Origin of the sequence: Vibrio agarilyticus (assembly GCF_012641465.1) — a bacterium.
GTDB classification, from domain to species: Bacteria; Pseudomonadota; Gammaproteobacteria; order Enterobacterales; family Vibrionaceae; genus Vibrio; species Vibrio agarilyticus.
The window spans coordinates 150,395-166,808 of the sequence record NZ_JABAIK010000004.1 but is presented as its reverse complement, the minus strand read 5'-3'; the positions used below and the strand labels follow the sequence as shown (position 1 = coordinate 166,808).

Sequence of the window (16,414 nt, the reverse complement as noted above, 5' to 3'; positions counted from 1 at the left end):
TTACTCATTAAGTGTTGTAACGAAACTAACAAAAAAATAAAAAAAACAAAATCATCAGTTTATTCCAAGGGAAATACCATGAAATTTAGTCACAAAGTGGTTGCTGCCTCATCGGCGCTATTATTTGCCACTGTTTGTATGTTGACTTATCAGCAAAACAAAATAGTGAGCCAAGAAGTTGAGCGTTTGGTTCATTCCAGTGTTACCGAGTTGGTGCACGGCGTAAAAGATTCCGTTACAGCGGCTGTCAATGGCAAAAAAATGCTAGCGCAAATGACGACTCAGGTGATTGAGCAATCGTCAGATAATAGTGATTTCGTTCGTCAAGTTCTTGAACGGCCCGAGCTGAAAGCCAATTTTGCCGTAGTGGGTTTTGGTTATGAAAATGATGGTCAATTTATTGAAAACTTAGACAGTTGGGAGGCGGGGAGCGATTTTGACCCGCGCATGCGACCTTGGTATCAAGATGCCAAGCGTGAGCGTGGATTGGTATTTACCCAACCTTATCTGGACGTCGTTTCCAAAGATATCGTTGTCTCTATTGCGACAGCTGTGCAAAACGGTGGCCGCTTTGTTGCGGGAATGACCTTCGATTTCAATCTAGCGATCTTGAGCGGGCTGGTGAATGACATTCAGTTGCTGGATGCTGGTTATTTGTTTATTTCCACCGCTGAAGGTCAAGTTATCGCTCATCCGGACAGGGCTCTTAATGGAGAGTCTCTGAATAACGTGCTGCCTGGACTGAGTTTAAAAGAAAGCATTCAACGTATTGAGCATAATGGCAAGGCGCAACTGGTCTATTTTTCGCGTTTAGCCGAAGAGGATTGGTACGTTGGTGCGATTGTCGATGAGGAAAAAGCGTTCGCAGCACAGAGTAAAATGCGCCAAAGTGCCATTTGGTCTTTAGTGGTTGCTGTCATCATCAGTACGATATTGCTTGGATTTTTATTGCGCCATCTGCTTAAACCACTTGAGTCATTAAATGGGGCGATTAAAGAAGTGGCGACAGGAGAGGGTGATTTAACCAAGCGTCTTAGCACTCAAACGGATGAAGAATTTGCTCAATTGGCGAGTGGGTTTAACCAATTTGCGCACACCTTACAGCAGCGAGTCACCGACACTAAAGCACTAGGGGGCGAGATTTTAAAACAAACCGAACAAAACGCCATCAGCGCAGACAAAACAGCAGTTGCAATGCAGCGCCAAATGCAAGAGCTTGAATTGTTAGCCACCGCGATGAATGAAATGTCAGTGAGTGCGGGTGATGTGGCGAATAATGCTCAAAACGCCGCTGGCGTGGCGCAGGATGTCGACGAGGTTACACGTGAGGCCGCGATGATCTTTGATGATACCACTGAGGCGATTAACGGGCTGTCACAACGTATTGAAGTGGCAGTTGAAGAAGTGCAAGGGTTGGAATCAGCAACAGGTAATATCGAGACCATTTTGCAAGTGATTAACGGTATTGCCGATCAAACTAACTTACTGGCACTTAACGCAGCAATTGAAGCGGCGCGCGCTGGTGAGTCGGGTCGAGGCTTTGCGGTGGTGGCCGATGAAGTGCGCACACTGGCGCAGCGCACGCAGCAATCAACAACGGAAATTCGTGGCATGATTGATAAACTGCAAGCGGGTGCGGGCTCGGTTTCTGATGCCATGCGCCAGAGCCATCAACGCGTTGAAGATGTGGTCGCAAAGGCGCAAAGCGCAACCGCATCGCTCGAGCGAATTCAACAAGCCATTACCCAAATCAGCGATATGAACGTGCAAATTGCAGCTGCTGCAGAGCAACAAAGCTTGGTTGCGGAAGAAATTAATAGCAATACAGTAAAGATCAAAGAGTTGGCAACCGACGTGTCACAAGCCACAGAGCAAGAGCGCGAGTTGATGAACACACAGATGGGCAATGTGCGTAAGCAAGACGCGATTTTGAGTCAATTCATTGTCTAGCCATGGATTCTTTTAAGCCGCATCATGAGTATACCCTGTCATAGGTTATCACATAGCGGCCCATGTAGGTCACTTGGGTATATACCCAAACAACTTCAAGTGGAAAGGGTATATATACAAAAACGGCTCACATAATCATGTGAGCCGTTTTGTTTAGATTCGATGATGGGTGAGATAGACATAAGCCTCTTCGCTGCCCATATAACGGCCTAGAGTTTTGGTTGGCACATTGCGTAGGTCAACCACAATCAACCCATCCAGCGCGTGATTAAATGCGGGATCGACATTAAAGCAGACTAATTTCCCATTAAGGCCTAAATATTGTCTTAGCAATACTGGGATCCCTTTGCCTTTATCAATTCGCGCAATGACTTTTGCCAGCAATTGAGTATCTGCTAATGCAGCTAACATGTGGGTGTGCCACTCACCGGGTGGCGCTGGAAGTGGGTGCGTCGGTTTAACATAGGCACTGGCAGTGGTATATGGGTGGTGCAGAGCCAACGTTTGTGCCAGTAGTTGCCGCGCGGTCGCACTGTATTGATTGCTGATGCTCACCGGGCCAAAAAGGTGGGTGTATTGTGGATGACGCGCCACAAAATGGGCAATGCCTTTCCACAGAAGTAATAAAGCGTTGAGGCTTTTTTGGTATGGCGCATCAATGACTGAACGCCCCATTTCAATTGAGGTGCCCATGGCAGCAATGAAGCGTTCGTCGTATTCAAACAAGGTACGAGAATAGAGCCCATCTACCCCCAAATGTGATAATAATTTATCCACTAGGCCAAGCCGGTAAGCGCCGACCAAGCGTTGCAACTTACGATCCCAAATAAAAAGATGATGATAGTGAGCATCGAACCTGTCTAAGTCACACGGTTTGCCAGTGCCTTCACCAACCTCGCGAAAATTTTTCTCTCTTAAACGACCGATCTCTTTGAGTAGCGCTGGGATCAAAGAGGCTTTAGTACAATAGACCTCAAAGTCGCCGCTATTGAGCAGATGCGCGTCACCGGGGAGGGCATTAATTTCATGAATAAGAGCCAGTGTCGCTTGCGGCGGGGCGATGGGCTTGGCGAGCGAAGGGCGCTGAAAGCGAATGGTGTGAACGTTAGTGTGATTCAGTAGATAGGTGTTGAGGCGCAAATAGTTCACCATTTCATCGTCATTCAGGCGCACCAGTTCTTTGGCTTGAATGGGTTGCCCGAGCGCAACGCCAATGGTTTGGCTCTGCTTATTAAGCAGTTCGCGTCCGAGCAATAAAGTGCGAAGCATCGGGTGCACTTTGCCTGCCAGATAAAACTTTTTCGAATTACGACCACGAATGAATGCTGGTACGCAGCAAGCTTGATGTTTGCGGACCAGTCGTGCCAGTGAGCGGCTCCAAGGTTTGTCCTCAAGCAACGTCGCGCGTTTGTCACTAAAGTGAGAAACCTCTCCTGCGGGAAATATCAGTAATAAACCGCCATTGGCGAGATGGTCATGCGCGCAGCGCAGCGCCTTAATGTTGGCATGATGAGCTTTATCGCTCTCAAACACATCGACGCCAATAAATAGCTCATTGAGTTCCGGTAATGTTTTGAGATAGTGGTTAGCCAGAACTTGTACATCGGAGCGAATCATTAGAAGAAGTTCGGCCAATATCACCCCTTCGACGCCACCTAATGGGTGATTTGCAATGACCACTGTAGCGCCCTCACGAGGCACACCAGCCAGCTCGCCTTGCTCAATGTGGTAGTGAATTCCGAGCGCTTCCAGTGTGTAGCGTAAAAACTGACGGCAATCGCTGTTGTTTGGGCGTTGGGCGTAGAGTTTATCAAGGTAGGATAGCCCGGTGAGCCATTCTGCGACCTGTTCACCAAGGCCAAAGGGGGTTTTACGCGGCAAACGAAAAGGGCTCTTTTGATTTGAATGTCGTGTTACTTTGGTGTGACCTTCCATTGCGCGCGCCTCATTGATTTAAAATACAACAAGTTTAGTTCATGGAAATGTCAAATGTGCGGCGCTTTTATGAGCGTTTGATGACGGTATGATGGCATGGTTATGACGTCGCGCAGGATAGTTTATCTGAGTGAGAGTTTTTAGGGAAAGGGACCAGAAAAGACCGGATTTTGCTACTGACTCACTATCGATATCTCTCAGCTGTCAGTTAAAGCTGAGTCAGATGCTGTGATAAAGAGACTATGAAGCTGATCCTCGGTAACTCAAAACTAGAGCAATCTCAGGTTTATAACTGAAAGAAAAGGTCGCTGTAATCTTTGAAACCTAAGTTTGCATCAGTTTAGCATGTCTTAAGTTATGGTATTGATTTATGGGATACTTAATTTGAGCAAAGGAATGTTCTATGAGTGTGGAAATTTGGCTGATGTTTAGCATGGCTTATCTAGCGGTAACTCTCTCTCCCGGCCCTAATGTATTACTAGTTGTTCAAAATAGCATAAAATATGGTTGTAAATCAGCTATATCAACGATAATTGGTAATTTAGCCTGTCAGTTTATCGTTGTAAGTATGGTAGCTGTTGGCGTTGGCGGCATAATAACGCAGTTGCCAGCATGGTTTTTTGCGATGAAATGTATAGGTGGTGTATATCTCATATATCTTGGGTGCCAGACTTTAATAAAGAAACACACTGGAGTATTAGTAAGTAAGGAAATGGCTACAGTTAGTGGTGCGCCAGTAGCTAGAATATTATTCAAACAAGCATTTGTGGTATCAGCAAGTAATCCTAAGACTTTAATTTTTTTATCCGCATTTCTGCCTCAGTTTATTGATGCCACCAAGTCTCAACTCTTCCAATTTAGCATTATGTATTGCTCGATCTGTCTCATCGTATTTTTGGTTCACATTGCGTACGCTTTAATTTTTAGTGGAGTTGGTCGAAAGTTTAAGTCGATTCAGTTTGAAGACAAGTTATCCAAAGTTGTGGGTGGCCTATTTATCAGTATGGGTGGTGGTATCTTATTGAGTTCACGATCATAGTTTAGTAGTTGATGCGGATAGGGATACGTGCAGCAATGGGTTAGCTCAACACCCCAATCTAAAATCCTAGATTGCTGGGTCGGTCACACTAGACTGACCTAGCTATCATCCCTCAAGCCTTGTTCTACCTGACTTCCTCAGCATAGCTTTCCCCGAATCACAGCACCAATTTCTCTCGTCCGGTCCGTATCCGCTCTTTGAAGTGATTTTTAGTGGTTTCCCCGACGGCGTCGACGGTTTCCGGTTAGCGAAAGCTATCTGCATTTTTTCAGTGCAATTTCATCTGATACCAGCCAGCTGACTCAGCCCCCTAACACATAGCAGAAACGCACTACAGCCAGTTAGGGCAGAGTTATCTCTGATTCGAGTATGAATATCAGTCCAGTGTGTTCTGGTTGGTTCTAGCCTTGAGAGTGGGGCTGAGATTGTTCTAGGTGAATGGCTTTACGATAAAGCCGACCAATTACCCTGAGATGGTAATTGGTTATTAAGAATGCTGTTTTTCACCTGAATGGTCAGCGTCATTAGCTTTTGGATCATGGGTAGTCATTTGCTTCCTGAACTGGTTATCTAAATCATCTATATATTAATCACTTGAGCCTAAGGGAACGGGAGTCGCTGTTGCTTTGGTGAGGGAGCCGGATAGGGACCGGACGAAACAAAAAAAGCCTGACGAGTTTCCTCATCAGGCTTTCAAATTCTTTACCACAAAGAAGTGGTGGCCTCTGACAGACTTGAACTGTCGACTAAGCGATTATGAGCGAAGTCTCGAACCCATACGTCGTGGAATCAACATAGCATCGTTGCTCCGAATCTCACCCGCAAACTTTCCCTTGCCTTACTTCGCAACCACTTATCGAAATTCATTAGCTAATCTACCGTCGCCGCCGTCGGGGAAATTCGAAAAATGATTGAATTGAGAGGTAGGCTAAAGACCGGAGAGAGACCGGGAAAGAGCGGACTTTTCTACTAATATGCCAAGTGCAGAAACACTTGCAGTATTTGGCTCAAACATATTCCATTGCTCATTTGAAGAAAGTAGCAGCCCAAAGTTGCAATTAACGCTTAAAACCACATTTTCGCTCTCGATAAAAGAGTAAAAGTAATAGCGCAAAAAACAAAATCGATACACTCCCCCCAGAACTCGCAGTGGCTGCACTAGAGTCAGATGCTCTCACCATTACTTCATACGTTTCATCAGAAATATTTGAGCCGTCATCTGCTGTTAATTTAAAATCTAAGCTTTGGTCTCGGTCGGTTACTGGCGCTATAATGCTCAAACTGCCGTCATTATTGGCAACCATAGCGACATTCTCTCCAGATGTTTGTTCCCAAGTTAACCGCATTCGAGAATTGTTTTGGTGTTCTATAGTAGGTGAAAGAACCACCATTTCACCACTTGCTGTCTCATAAACAGGCTTGCCTGAAATAGTGATAATGTCGGAGTCGATGTCTGTGACCAACATAAAAGAGGCAGGGCTGGTTGATGTAAGTTTGATAGCAAAGATTCCCTCCATCATGCTGTACGCTGCGATATTGACACTAAGAACACCGACGCCGTCTTCCGCAATAGGTAAGCTGTCAGTGATAGATAAAATAGCTCCGTTAAATGAGACTTCTACGCTTGTATCAGATGGTGACCCTTCAAACCAATAGGGAATAGCTAGAATTTGAGAGTCTGGTAGTGAAATCGTTTGACTTATTTCAGCAGAGTCAGGAATTCCTTCTTTGGCCGATATCACTAGCTCGGGCCCATTCAGAATAACTGCTTCTTGAGAAAAACTGAAAGCACTGAATGATAGTAACATAAGAATAAGAGTGTTTTTCATAGTTTGCCTCAACCTCGCCCAAAGCCACCAAAACCATCAACGTAAATCGGTGTACGCCGTTTGGGTGCAGTTGGACAGTCAAGAGTGAAAAGCAGCCCCTTTTCTTTCTTGTCACAATCCCCAAATAGCGCACTAGATCCCTTTTCGAACGTATCGCTAAACTGCTTGCTGAAGCTATCCTCTTCTCCCTCTTCTTCAAAACTGCCATTCGGGTTACCTATTTCAACCGAGACGGTATTGGGTATAGGCTCTATTTGACCAAAACCAAAGTCTCCGGTTAACTCGGACTTTACAAAGCAGGTTGCTCGAAATTCTGTCTCTGTATTAAAAGTGTTCGTGGACTCCGTTATAGTCACTATTAAACGTGGGCTTCTTTCGGAATCCCATGTACCACGGATTTTCTCTGTGACAGTAGATATGTGCTGATATGTTTTGGTACCACGTTTCCACTCTTCCACGACGTCGGAGCTTAATATTCTTGTCCCTTTAAAATAAATGTGCTTCCTACCATTTTCTGAATATTTCAATTCCCTCGTTTCTATTCCACTCCAGCCGTCGAAAGATACTTTTTTCGTTGATCTGTTATAAGAAAACGAACTTCCGCTTGGGCGCCATGTGCCTATATCCCCCTCATTTTCATGGTCAAAAATTTCGCACCAAGTAGCGCCTATTTTTCCATCAAAGTCATCAACCGCTTTGACGCGATAATCAAGTAGCAAGCCCTCTCTATCTATCGCATGCGAGGAAAAAGAAATGAAAAGTGTGAGAATTCCTAGATGCCATGAAAGGCTTTTCCGATTAGATTTCAAAATTTCTACCTGTACTCAAAAATACTTTTGAACAGCATAGATGTTCAAACGCTTAGGTGATGTATTACACAGTTCAATCTTAACATTGAGATTAGTATCAGCACTTACATTGGTACTAACAAAAACAATTTGAAAGCTGGGTCGGTCACACGAGACTGACCTAGCTATCATCCCTCAAGCCTTGTTCTGCCTGACTTTCACCACATAGCTTTCCCCGAATCACAGCACCAATTTCTCTCGCCCGGTCTTCCTCCGGTCTTTGAAGCAATTTTTTGTGAGTTTCCCGACGGTGGCGACGGTTTCAGCTCGACAACGCTATCTGCATTTTTCAGTGCAATTTCAGCTGATATCAGACACCCGACTTAGCACTCTGATTTATAGCAGAATCGCACTACAGCCCTTTAGAGTAGAGTTATCCCAGATTCGAGTATGAATACCCTCCTAGTGATCACTCGCTGGTTCTGGCCCTGAGAGTGGGGCTGAGATAGTTCTAAGTGAATGGTTTTATGACATAACAGACCAATTACCCTGAGATGGTAATTGGTTATTAAGAATGCTGTTTTTCACCTGAATGGTCAGCGTCATTAGCTTTTGGATCATGGGTGGTCATTTGCTCTCTGAACTCGATATCTAAATCATCTGAATATTAATTACTTGAGCCTAGTGGACAGGAATGTTGATATTGATTTGTTGGTTCGAGCGGCGAGTTTTTCTGAGATCCGGTACTGGTGTTAAGCGGCATGAAATGGCTCAAACAGACAAAGATGGTTTCTATTGGCAGATATGGTGCAGTGATTGGCAATGTGGTTCTGTGGTGACTACGTGGGAGAATTTAGCTGAACAGATGGACCAGAGTTTACCGGAAATCATTGCAGACCGGATAGGGACCGGACTGGAAAAGATAAAGGCGTATGAATTTCTCCATGCGCCTTATCAAGAATTTGGTGGCCCCTGACAGACTTGAACTGTCGACCAAGCGATTATGAGTCGCCTGCTCTAACCACTGAGCTAAGGGGCCATTAGGTCGCCAATTATAGGGGAAGGGGCTGTGAGTGTCTAGCCACTAACAGGGGCAATTGCGTTTGCTTTTTAATCACTTAGTTTAGTTGAATACAAAAAAGGTGAGCTGCGCCCACCTTTTTGATTTTTTTGACTAAACGATTACTCGTCTAAGAAGCTGCGCAGAGTCTCTGAGCGGCTTGGGTGACGAAGCTTGCGTAGCGCTTTTGCTTCAATTTGACGAATACGCTCGCGAGTAACGTCAAACTGCTTGCCCACTTCCTCAAGGGTATGGTCAGTATTCATGTCGATACCAAAACGCATACGCAATACCTTTGCTTCACGTGGTGTGAGGCCTGCAAGGACATCGCGCGTTGCCATTTTCAGGCTGGTTGCTGTCGCTGAGTCCAATGGTAGCTCAAGCGTGGTATCTTCGATGAAATCACCTAGATGCGAATCTTCGTCGTCACCGATTGGTGTCTCCATTGAGATTGGCTCTTTCGCGATTTTCAGCACCTTACGAATTTTGTCTTCTGGCATTTGCATGCGCTCTGCCAACTCTTCTGGCAGCGGCTCACGACCCATCTCTTGAAGCATTTGACGCGAAATGCGGTTCAGCTTGTTGATGGTTTCAATCATGTGCACCGGAATACGAATGGTACGCGCTTGGTCCGCGATTGAACGGGTGATCGCTTGGCGAATCCACCATGTGGCGTAAGTCGAGAACTTGTAACCACGACGGTATTCAAACTTATCAACCGCTTTCATTAGACCAATGTTACCTTCTTGGATCAAATCCAAGAATTGCAGACCACGGTTGGTGTATTTCTTCGCGATAGAGATAACCAGACGTAAGTTTGCTTCCACCATCTCTTTTTTCGCACGGCGAGCTTTGGCTTCACCGATAGACATGCGGCGGCTGATGTCTTTAATGCTTTGTACGGTAAGTTTAGTTTCGCTTTCAATAACTTGAAGTTTGATAATTGAACGGCGAATGTCATCTTCGTTGCGCTTGATACGCTCAGCATAAGGTTTGTCGGACGCAAGAATTTCATCCAGCCACGCTTCGCTTGATTCGTTACCCGTAAAGAGCGCAATGAACGATTTTTTCGGCATTTTGCCGTATTCTACCGCCGCTTTCATCACAAGACGTTCTTGGGTACGTACGCGATCCATAGCAGTGCGTAGCTCGTTAACCAAGTGATCAAACTGTTTTGGTGTTAGACGGAACTCTCTGAACACATCCAGCATAAGCTCATTGGCTTCGGCTGATTTTTGGCTTTCGGCGCCGTGTTCATTAATCGCTAACTGCAGATTCTGGTAGGTGTTGCGAAGCGCGGTAAACTTCTCAAGCGCCACTTCAGGATCGATACCGACTTCTTCTTCGTTATCAGAAGCGTCCTCATCGTCCTCATCCATATCATCATCATCTTCGTCATCGAGATCAGACTCAGCCAGCTCAGAGCCGATGTGCGTCGCAGTTGGCGCGCTTGTTTCGTCTGAATTAGGATCGACAAAGCCTGTGATAAGGTCGGTCAGGCGCAATTCTTCTGCTTGAACTTTATCAAATTGTTCAAGAATGTAAGGAATGGTTCCAGGGTACTCAGCCACCGAAGATTGCACTTGGTTGATACCATCTTCAATGCGTTTTGCAATGTCGATTTCACCTTCGCGCGTGAGTAGTTCTACTGTACCCATTTCGCGCATGTACATGCGGACTGGGTCAGTCGTACGGCCAATTTCGCTCTCAACGCTAGACAACGCGGCGGCGGCTGCTTCAGCAGCATCTTCGTCGGTAATGTTGTTGTCATCGTTCAGCGCGAGATCATCAGCATCAGGCGCGGTTTCAACGACCTTGATACCCATGTCGTTGATCATCTGAATGATATCTTCTACTTGCTCTGAATCGACGATTTCAGCAGGTAGGTGGTCATTGACTTCGGCATAGGTCAGATAGCCTTGCTCTTTACCTTTAATGACAAGGAGCTTCAGCTGTGACTGCGGATTTTGATCCATAGACGGTATCCAACTTCGTAATTTGGTGAAGGAATTAGTGTGCGGTATGCAAACCACTCATTATAACAAATTAAATCGTTGCTGACTAATCAATCAGGGTTACGCTTTCAAATCTAGCATTAATGCTAGCAGCTCCCGTTTTTCTTCGGCTGATAAGCCGACACTTCTTGCTTTGGCCTGCAGGGTTTCAATTTGTTTTTCAACGCATTGAGCAAAAATTTTGTCCAATGAGTCTAAAAATAGTTCTTCTTGATTGTCGTCATCGAGCGGAATTTCCCAGCTCGCTAACCGCGCAAGTAGCGCTTCATTTTGACTGTTTCGCCACTGTTCTAACAGCTGACCCGTAGTGATATGGGGATCAATTCTACATTTATCAAGCACTTCGTGCAGTAAATTCAACCCCGGTATTGCCAAACCGCGAACTGAATCTAAGTTTGGGATCAATTCAGCATAGCTGGGATTTTGCACCAAAAGTGCGACGACCTCGCGCATTGGCGTGCGCTTGAGCGTACGATGCGGCTGAGGGCGCTGATCATTGGCTTTTTTACGCGGTTGACGTAACTGGTTATCAAAACCGGTTCGTTCATCGAGCAATTTTTCCAGTAGTTCTTGAAAGTACGGGTCGGGAATTTTTTCGATCAACGCACTGGCATAAGCTCGTAGCGCCGATTTCCCTTCATGATTACCTAAATTGATTTGGTGAAGTTCAATCAGGTTATCAAACAAATAGCTTGATAGTGGCGTAGCCTGTTCAATTTGCTGTTCAAATGCGGCTTTGCCATATTTGCGAATAAAGCTGTCTGGGTCTTCGCCATCAGGCAAAAACAAAAATTTCAGCGTGTTACCTGTTTTTAGGTATTGCAGAGCGTTTTCCAACGCGCGCCATGCTGCGTCTTTACCTGCACGGTCGCCATCGTAACAACACACCACCGTGTTGGTTTGACGAAACAGCAATTGAATGTGATCGCCCGTGGTTGAGGTGCCCAAAGAGGCCACTGCATAGTCAACGCCATATTGAGCAAGAGCCACCACATCCATATAGCCTTCCACCACCAATACGCGAGGCGGTTCACGGTAGGCTTGCATGACCTCGTAAAGGCCATAAAGTTCTTTGCCTTTATGGAAAATGGGGGTTTCTGGCGAGTTCAGATACTTTGGCGTACCATCACCAATAACACGGCCACCAAAGCCAATTACTCGGCCACGACGGTCACGAATGGGGAACATAACGCGACCACGAAATCGGTCATAGCGATGGCCTTGATCATTTTCAATCAGCATACCGCCAGAAACGAGCATCTCTTGATTTTGCGCGCTTTGACCAAAGTTTTTGCGTACTAAATCCCACTCATCTGCTACGTAGCCGATACCAAACTTCTGAACAATTTCACCCGAAAGACCACGTTGCTTAAGGTATTCAATCGCGATTTTGCTGCTGCCGAGTTTGAGCTGTTGGCGATAAAATTGGCTAATGCTCGCCATTAAGTCATACAGTGAGCGCTTTTGTTCACTGCTGGCTTGTGGGGCGGAGGAAAACCCGCTAGAGCCGCTGGAGGCACGCTGTTCACGCGGCACATCCAAGCCGAGAAATGACGCGAGCTCTTCAATAGCTTCAACAAATTCCAGCCGTTCGTATTCCATCATAAAGTCGATGGCGTTGCCGTGCACACCACAACCAAAGCAGTGGTAGAACTGCTTTTCTTGGCTCACACTGAACGAGGGTGTTTTTTCATTATGGAACGGGCAACAAGCGCCGTAATTTTTGCCTTTTTTCTTAAGTTTTACCCGCGCGTCAATGATGTCGACAATATCGAGTCGAGCTAAAAGATCATCAATAAAGCTGCGTGGAATATGTCCAGATGCCATAAAACCTAACAAAAAAAGAAAAAGAGTAGATACAAACAAGCCGTGCGCTCCATAGGATAGCACGGCTTGTTGCAAAGTGAGTTGAGTAACTTAAGCGAGTTTAGCGCGAACCAGACCGCTTACTTTACCCATCTCTGCACGCCCTTGAATTTGCGGTTTGAGAACTGCCATCACTTTGCCCATGTCTTGCATGCCAGCAGCACCTGATTCACTGATTGCTGATTCAATCAAGGCAATCACTTCGTCTTCGGTGAGCGGTTGAGGCATAAAATCCTCAAGAACTGTGATTTCAGCTAACTCAACATCCGCCAGATCTTGGCGACCTGCAGATTCATATTGAGCAACAGAGTCGCGACGTTGTTTGACCATTTTAGTCAGCACCGCAATAATGTCGTCGTCGTTCAGAGTGATCTGTTCGTCAACTTCACGTTGCTTAATGGCGGCTAAAGCCAAACGAATAGTGCCAAGGCGCACTTTGTCCTTGGCTTTCATCGCTAATTTTTGCTCGTCTTTGAGTGTATCAATCAGAGCCATAACTAAATTCCGTGTGGAAGCTTAGTTATTAGTACAGGCGAACGCGACGAGCGTTTTCGCGAGCTAGCTTCTTAGCGTGACGCTTTTGAGCAGCTGCTTTAGCACGTTTGCGAACGGTAGTAGGTTTTTCGTAGTGCTCACGACGACGCACTTCAGAAAGGATACCTGCTTTTTCGCAAGAGCGCTTGAAACGACGTAGAGCAACGTCGAACGGTTCGTTTTCACGTACTTTAACTACTGGCATATGCCTTTCACCTCAGGGGTTATTCGTTAACGCTGGAATTCAACGGTTCAAAGCAAGGCTGCTTGACCCATTACCAGCTTGATCAAAAATGGTGCGGAATTTTAATCCGATCACTTGGCCTTTGTAAAGCCTTTTGTCGTTCATTGTCTGTACAAAATTTGTTTGTTGGCGCCTCGCGAGGTAAACTGGCGCCCAATTTTTCCAACCGCCTTGAAGTTGATTGAGAACACCATGCGAATTATTGGCATTGAAACTTCCTGTGATGAAACAGGCATCGCGATTTACGACGATAAACAAGGCTTATTGGCCCACCAATTATACAGCCAAGTGAAGCTGCACGCTGACTATGGCGGTGTGGTGCCTGAGCTGGCTTCGCGCGATCACGTTAAGAAAACCATTCCGCTTATCAAGGCGGCGCTGGCGGAAGCTGGCCTTGAGCCTAAAGACATTGACGGCATCGCGTATACCGCAGGTCCTGGCCTTGTAGGCGCTCTGCTGGTGGGCGCGACCATTGGCCGCAGTTTGGCTTACGCTTGGGGTATTCCTGCGGTGCCTGTGCACCATATGGAAGGGCATCTACTGGCTCCAATGCTTGAAGATAACCCACCGCCATTTCCTTTTGTGGCGGTATTGGTATCAGGCGGCCATTCGATGCTGGTAGAAGTCAAAGGGATTGGCGAATACGCCATTTTAGGTGAGTCAATTGATGATGCAGCCGGTGAGGCGTTTGATAAAACCGCCAAACTGATGGGGCTTGATTATCCCGGCGGCCCATTGCTGTCAAAACTGGCTGAGAAGGGGACACCAGGTCGCTTTAAGTTCCCGCGCCCGATGACCAATGTGCCTGGGCTTGATATGAGCTTTTCGGGCTTAAAAACGTTTACAGCTAATACGATTGCTGCCAACGGTGATGATGAGCAAACTCGAGCAGATATCGCCTTGGCTTTTGAAGAGGCGGTCTGCGCCACTTTGGTAATTAAATGTAAACGCGCCCTTGAGCAAACTGGCTTTAAGCGAATTGTGATTGCCGGTGGCGTGAGCGCGAATAAGCGTTTGCGCGCCGAGTTAGCCAAATTGGCGCAAAAAATCGGTGGCGAAGTCTATTACCCAAGAACCGAGTTTTGTACTGATAACGGTGCCATGATTGCTTATGCGGGTATGCAGCGCCTTAAAAATGGTGAAGTAAGTGATTTGTCAATTGAAGCGCGTCCGCGTTGGCCAATTGACCAATTGCAGCCATTACGTTAATCCTTTATGAGAAACCGCAATGCTTTTTATTGCGGTTTTTTTTGGCCGATTTTGGGCTCATTGCCGTGCACCAGTCGATAAATATTTTGATGATGACGCAGCATAATAAGGCAGCACAGCATAGCAACGGGCAGTGTGTATTGGGGTTTCACCAGCCAAGTGTATAACGGCGCCAGGAGTACGGTGACAATTGCCGCCAGCGACGAATATTTAGTGGTGAGCGCGACGATTAGCCAAGTCACCATAACCATAGCGGTCAAATCCAAACCAATGGGCGCAATGGCCCCAAGCGCCGTTGCCACTCCTTTTCCGCCACGAAAATGAAAGAAAATGGGGTACATATGGCCAAGGCAGGCGGCAATCGCAATAATGCCAAGGATAAAGGGGTCAATGTTTAAGAAGTAACTTATCCAAACAGGAATTGTGCCTTTAAGCATGTCGGCAATGAGCACCGAAACGGCAGCGGCTTTTCCACCCAGTCTGAGCACATTGGTAGCTCCGGGATTGCGTGAACCGACCGTTCTTGGATCGGGTAAACGCATGAGGCGACAAATCAGCACCGCACTGGATATTGAACCCAGTAGGTAAGCTGCGATGGTCATCAATAGGGCCTGTGCGTCCATATATTAACTTTGCTCATTGGAAATTAATGTCACCAAACTAATTGAGGTGACTTGGGTATATACCCAAGTGACTTCAAGATGCTAGATTCAGAGCCAACTCACAGGGCTGAGAGCAAGGCAAACAACGCAGCGAAATAGCAATTTATTTTCAAGTTGTTTAACGCCGCTATCGGTTCTGTGATTGGCTCCCAAGGGCAAGCTGCCTTGGCTCATCAGCTTTGTTGATGATTTTCGATTGAGAACCACTCAATCTTCAAATCCTCGCCTCACTGACAAACCAAGTCATTCTCGCTGAACCACGCATCTTGAGGTGACTTGGGTATAGGCATTTTGAGTGCAATTGCTATCATACACAGGTTGTGGTGAAGTTGCAGCGCACTCGCCAAGCATACGATGAAATACGTGGCAGGAGGTATCCGACCTGTCACTTCAAAAGGAAACCGAACATGGCTCGAGATACAGTTTTTATTCACCAACTCGAAGTGATCACCACTATCGGCGTTTACGAGTGGGAGCAAGGGATCAAGCAAAAGTTGGTGCTTGATATCGAAATGGCTCACGATAACCGACCTGCAGGCTTGAGTGATGATGTGAACGATGCGCTTGATTATGCCCAAGTGAGCCAAGCGATTATTGCTCATATTGAGCAAGGGCGTTTTCTTTTGGTTGAGCGTGTCGCGGAAGAGATCGCGACGCTTATCATGACTCAATTCTCTGTGCCTTGGGTTAAAATTCGTCTGGCAAAACCGGGCGCAGTAGTGCAAGCGAGCGCTGTAGGTGTGGTGATTGAGCGAGGCGAGCGGTGAATCGAGTCTATCTTGGTATTGGTGGAAATTTGGCGCGCCGTGCGCATGCTCGCGCAGCGTGGCAAGCACTCAAACCGCTAGGAAAGCTTCGCGCGTCCCCCATTTATGAGTGTCCTGCGCTAGGCTTTGAGAGTCAGCCCTTTTTTAATTGGGTGGTGGCATTAGAGACCGATCTTGAGCTTGATGCATTGCGTTTTGCGCTGCGAGAGATTGAGTTTTCGTTTGGACGAGCGCACGATGCGCAAAAATACCAAGATAGAACATTGGATATCGACATTTTGTTGTTTGGCGATAAGGTGTGTCGTGCGCCTATCACCTTGCCGCGTGAAGATGTTTTTCGTTATCCCTTTGTCATTCAACCACTGTATGATTTGGCACCTGAATTGATCATTCCCGGCGATGGTCGCACGATGCAAGAGATATGGCAGGAAAAAGGGCCTTTTCCCGAGCTGAATTTGGTGTCATTGACGCTGTGATAAAAATAAATTTGTTGGCTAATGCCCCTTGAGGGTAAAA

General features: G+C 46.4%; 14 protein-coding genes and 1 tRNA gene. 6 read left to right on the top strand and 9 right to left on the bottom strand.

Annotated features, from left to right (window positions below; genetic code table 11):
• Positions 1 to 78 precede the first annotated feature (78 nt).
• Complete coding sequence (locus HGP28_RS05500; protein WP_168835456.1) at positions 79 to 1,950, top strand: methyl-accepting chemotaxis protein; 1,872 nt, start codon at positions 79 to 81, stop codon at positions 1,948 to 1,950.
• Positions 1,951 to 2,103: 153 nt separating this feature from the next.
• Here HGP28_RS05500 and HGP28_RS05495 read toward each other — a convergent pair whose 3' ends face one another.
• Complete coding sequence (locus HGP28_RS05495) at positions 2,104 to 3,885, bottom strand: bifunctional lysophospholipid acyltransferase family protein/GNAT family N-acetyltransferase (RefSeq protein WP_168835455.1); 1,782 nt, start codon at positions 3,883 to 3,885, stop codon at positions 2,104 to 2,106.
• A 403-nt stretch (positions 3,886 to 4,288) separates the two neighbouring features.
• On the opposite strand from HGP28_RS05495, the gene HGP28_RS05490 reads away from it, so the two are divergent.
• Complete coding sequence (locus tag HGP28_RS05490; protein WP_168835454.1) at positions 4,289 to 4,924, top strand: LysE family translocator; 636 nt, start codon at positions 4,289 to 4,291, stop codon at positions 4,922 to 4,924.
• A gap of 1,058 nt (positions 4,925 to 5,982) precedes the next feature.
• Here HGP28_RS05490 and HGP28_RS05485 read toward each other — a convergent pair.
• Both HGP28_RS05485 and HGP28_RS05480 read right to left on the bottom strand, forming a co-directional pair.
• A complete protein-coding gene (locus HGP28_RS05485; RefSeq protein WP_168835453.1) occupies positions 5,983 to 6,753 on the bottom strand; it encodes a hypothetical protein in 771 nt (256 codons plus the stop codon).
• Between the two features lie 8 nt (positions 6,754 to 6,761).
• On the bottom strand, positions 6,762 to 7,562 hold the full coding sequence (locus HGP28_RS05480; RefSeq protein ID WP_168835452.1) for a hypothetical protein: 801 nt from the start codon (positions 7,560 to 7,562) through the stop codon (positions 6,762 to 6,764).
• Positions 7,563 to 8,307: 745 nt separating this feature from the next.
• Between HGP28_RS05480 and HGP28_RS05475 the strand changes: the two genes are divergently transcribed.
• Positions 8,308 to 8,517 (top strand): hypothetical protein, encoded by a 210-nt coding sequence (locus HGP28_RS05475; protein WP_168835451.1) that lies wholly within the window; start codon positions 8,308 to 8,310, stop codon positions 8,515 to 8,517.
• On the opposite strand, the gene HGP28_RS05470 is transcribed toward HGP28_RS05475, so the two are convergent.
• From HGP28_RS05470 to rpsU, 5 genes are all read right to left on the bottom strand, one after another.
• Positions 8,505 to 8,580 (bottom strand) — tRNA-Ile (locus tag HGP28_RS05470). The two genes, HGP28_RS05475 and HGP28_RS05470, sit on opposite strands and share 13 nt — an antisense overlap.
• Before the next feature lie 143 nt (positions 8,581 to 8,723).
• Complete coding sequence (gene rpoD, locus HGP28_RS05465; protein ID WP_168835450.1) at positions 8,724 to 10,577, bottom strand: RNA polymerase sigma factor RpoD; 1,854 nt, start codon at positions 10,575 to 10,577, stop codon at positions 8,724 to 8,726.
• Positions 10,578 to 10,676: 99 nt separating this feature from the next.
• Entirely contained in the window at positions 10,677 to 12,443 is a 1,767-nt protein-coding gene (dnaG, locus tag HGP28_RS05460) for a DNA primase (RefSeq protein ID WP_168835449.1), read from the bottom strand.
• Between the two features lie 90 nt (positions 12,444 to 12,533).
• On the bottom strand, positions 12,534 to 12,977 hold the full coding sequence (locus HGP28_RS05455; protein ID WP_168835448.1) for a GatB/YqeY domain-containing protein: 444 nt from the start codon (positions 12,975 to 12,977) through the stop codon (positions 12,534 to 12,536).
• 28 nt (positions 12,978 to 13,005) lie between these two features.
• Positions 13,006 to 13,221, bottom strand: coding sequence for a 30S ribosomal protein S21 (gene rpsU / locus HGP28_RS05450; RefSeq protein WP_001145625.1), 216 nt, complete (start codon positions 13,219 to 13,221; stop codon positions 13,006 to 13,008).
• 231 nt (positions 13,222 to 13,452) lie between these two features.
• On the opposite strand from rpsU, the gene tsaD reads away from it, so the two are divergent.
• Positions 13,453 to 14,469, top strand: coding sequence for a tRNA (adenosine(37)-N6)-threonylcarbamoyltransferase complex transferase subunit TsaD (gene tsaD / locus HGP28_RS05445; RefSeq protein ID WP_168835447.1), 1,017 nt, complete (start codon positions 13,453 to 13,455; stop codon positions 14,467 to 14,469).
• 26 nt (positions 14,470 to 14,495) lie between these two features.
• On the opposite strand, the gene plsY is transcribed toward tsaD, so the two are convergent.
• Complete coding sequence (plsY, locus tag HGP28_RS05440) at positions 14,496 to 15,092, bottom strand: glycerol-3-phosphate 1-O-acyltransferase PlsY (RefSeq protein WP_168835446.1); 597 nt, start codon at positions 15,090 to 15,092, stop codon at positions 14,496 to 14,498.
• A 446-nt stretch (positions 15,093 to 15,538) separates the two neighbouring features.
• On the opposite strand from plsY, the gene folB reads away from it, so the two are divergent.
• Together folB and folK are read left to right on the top strand one after the other, a co-directional pair.
• Positions 15,539 to 15,898: a dihydroneopterin aldolase gene (folB, locus tag HGP28_RS05435; protein ID WP_168835445.1), complete on the top strand. Its 360-nt coding sequence runs from the start codon at positions 15,539 to 15,541 to the stop codon at positions 15,896 to 15,898.
• Entirely contained in the window at positions 15,895 to 16,374 is a 480-nt protein-coding gene (folK, locus tag HGP28_RS05430; protein WP_168835444.1) for a 2-amino-4-hydroxy-6-hydroxymethyldihydropteridine diphosphokinase, read from the top strand. Before folB ends, folK begins: the two co-directional genes overlap by 4 nt.
• Positions 16,375 to 16,414 lie beyond the last annotated feature (40 nt).

Excerpts from the sequence above, each read along its gene's own strand:
- HGP28_RS05475 (WP_168835451.1), top strand. The coding sequence starts at position 8,308 with ATGGCTCAAACAGACAAAGATGGTTTCTATTGGCAGATATGGTGCAGT.
- HGP28_RS05490 (WP_168835454.1), top strand. The coding sequence starts at position 4,289 with ATGAGTGTGGAAATTTGGCTGATGTTTAGCATGGCTTATCTAGCGGTA.
- folB (WP_168835445.1), top strand. The coding sequence starts at position 15,539 with ATGGCTCGAGATACAGTTTTTATTCACCAACTCGAAGTGATCACCACT.
- HGP28_RS05485 (WP_168835453.1), bottom strand. The coding sequence starts at position 6,753 with ATGAAAAACACTCTTATTCTTATGTTACTATCATTCAGTGCTTTCAGT.
- HGP28_RS05455 (WP_168835448.1), bottom strand. The coding sequence starts at position 12,977 with ATGGCTCTGATTGATACACTCAAAGACGAGCAAAAATTAGCGATGAAA.
- rpoD (WP_168835450.1), bottom strand. The coding sequence starts at position 10,577 with ATGGATCAAAATCCGCAGTCACAGCTGAAGCTCCTTGTCATTAAAGGT.
- plsY (WP_168835446.1), bottom strand. The coding sequence starts at position 15,092 with ATGGACGCACAGGCCCTATTGATGACCATCGCAGCTTACCTACTGGGT.
- dnaG (WP_168835449.1), bottom strand. The coding sequence starts at position 12,443 with ATGGCATCTGGACATATTCCACGCAGCTTTATTGATGATCTTTTAGCT.
- HGP28_RS05500 (WP_168835456.1), top strand. The coding sequence starts at position 79 with ATGAAATTTAGTCACAAAGTGGTTGCTGCCTCATCGGCGCTATTATTT.
- tsaD (WP_168835447.1), top strand. The coding sequence starts at position 13,453 with ATGCGAATTATTGGCATTGAAACTTCCTGTGATGAAACAGGCATCGCG.
- rpsU (WP_001145625.1), bottom strand. The coding sequence starts at position 13,221 with ATGCCAGTAGTTAAAGTACGTGAAAACGAACCGTTCGACGTTGCTCTA.
- HGP28_RS05495 (WP_168835455.1), bottom strand. The coding sequence starts at position 3,885 with ATGGAAGGTCACACCAAAGTAACACGACATTCAAATCAAAAGAGCCCT.